This window comes from Turicibacter sp. T129 (assembly GCF_025594975.1).
Taxonomy (GTDB): Bacteria; Bacillota_I; Bacilli_A; order MOL361; family Turicibacteraceae; genus Turicibacter; species Turicibacter bilis.
The window spans coordinates 1-1,656 of record NZ_JAMQUU010000067.1 but is presented as its reverse complement, the minus strand read 5'-3'; the positions used below and the strand labels follow the sequence as shown (position 1 = coordinate 1,656).

The 1,656-nt window shown below is 37.8% G+C and carries 1 protein-coding gene; it reads right to left on the bottom strand.

Going from position 1 to position 1,656, the window contains the following annotated elements:
- Positions 1-175: 175 nt before the first annotated feature.
- Positions 176-1,402: an IS110 family transposase gene (locus tag NEH75_RS10935; protein WP_262948879.1), complete on the bottom strand. Its 1,227-nt coding sequence runs from the start codon at positions 1,400-1,402 to the stop codon at positions 176-178.
- Positions 1,403-1,656: the final 254 nt, after the last annotated feature.

The following is a 1,656-nucleotide window of genomic DNA, read 5'->3' as shown; positions in this document are numbered from 1 at the left end:
TCTACTATGAAAATAAATCCAAACTCCCTCCGCGAGGTCAGCTTTGAAAAGACCTCCCTTGTAGGCCTCGAATCTTGTCATAAAATACCGTCAAAAGAAAGGCGACCTTCGACAATATTTGTTTGTCTTTAGCTGTTTTAAATTCCTTATTTTTTACGATAATAAATTATCCGACTCACTTTACCGTTGAATGTTCATCCACTCTATATCCTAAAGCAGCTAACTTTTTCAGGTATGAGTTAATTTTTTTCTCGGTATTAAATTGGTTATAGTAGTCGGATCCTAAGTCAATAAATTCCTGGCCATCTTTCAACATATGATAGATGGCTATTAAAATAGAATGAGCGACCGCTAAAGTGGCTCTATTTTTCCCTCTTTTGACAGCGATTCGTTGATATTGGGCATGAAAAAAGCTATTTTTATTTTTAGAGGCTGATTTCGCCACTTGAGCGAGTGTCGATTTTAGTATCTTATTTCCTTTGCGGGTTCGCCCGCTTTTTCTTTTGCCCGCACTTTCATTATTCCCGGGTGCTACACCTGCCCATGAAGCTAAATGTCCTGCACTTGGAAATTGATTCATGTCTAATCCAATTTCAGCTAAAATAATTTCTGCACTCTTCTTTCCGATGCCAGGAATTTGTTCGAGTTTCTTGATGGCTTCCCAATACTCTGCCATATACGTATCAATGATGATATCCATCTCTTCAATTCTTTCGGATAATTCGTTAAGATGCGTGAGAACTTGTTTCATCATCGTTTTTTGAAAAGGAGTCATTATTCCTTCCATCGCCTCTGTCACCTCTTTAACAGAAGCTGATATTCGACTGATAATTAAGGTTTCAGCTGTTTTTTCATCCATCATTTCATCATTGTTTAGAACATAATCCAGTAGATTCATGGTTGTTTTACCTGTCATCGTTGAAAGAACTGAACTAATTTTAATATTTGCCCCCTCTAATAACTTTTGAAGTCTGTTAAGGGCACGAGCTCTTTCTTCGGTTATTGCCTTGCGATATCGTGTCGCTTCTCTTAATTCGCGTTGTTCACGACTTGGAATGAAACTTGATTTAAGTAAACCGTGACGGAGTAAATCAGCTAACCACGCACTATCCAATACATCTGTCTTTCGGCCAGGAACAGCTTTAAAGTCTTTGGCATTAACAACCATATACTTTAATCCGCGCATTTCAAAAATATTGACAAGAGGTTTCCAATAAACAGAAGTCGACTCCATCGCAACCATTTCACATTTGTTTCCTTCAAGCCAATCAACCATCGCTTTGATATCTTTTGTTTTGGCACTAAACTCCTTGATTTCTTGCTTGTGGCCTTTACACAAACAAGCAACCAACTTCATCTTGTGCACATCAATCCCACAACACGTTTGGTAAACAACATCCATCGTTTAAATTCTCCTTTGAATATAATTGACGTACAATATCAACTTCATGATTATTATTCTACTATGCGTCCTCAGGGACAAAATGTGGTTCAAAGAGAAGTTGTCAGGACAGTCTATATATCGGTCTATTCGATCCAAGAAACATCGTCCTTGATTGTACAACATATTGTGGATGAAGCTAAACCATATCATTCAACGCACACTTTATTTTCGTTTATTGTGGTGCCCTCCAGGCATGATGGTCTATATAGAAA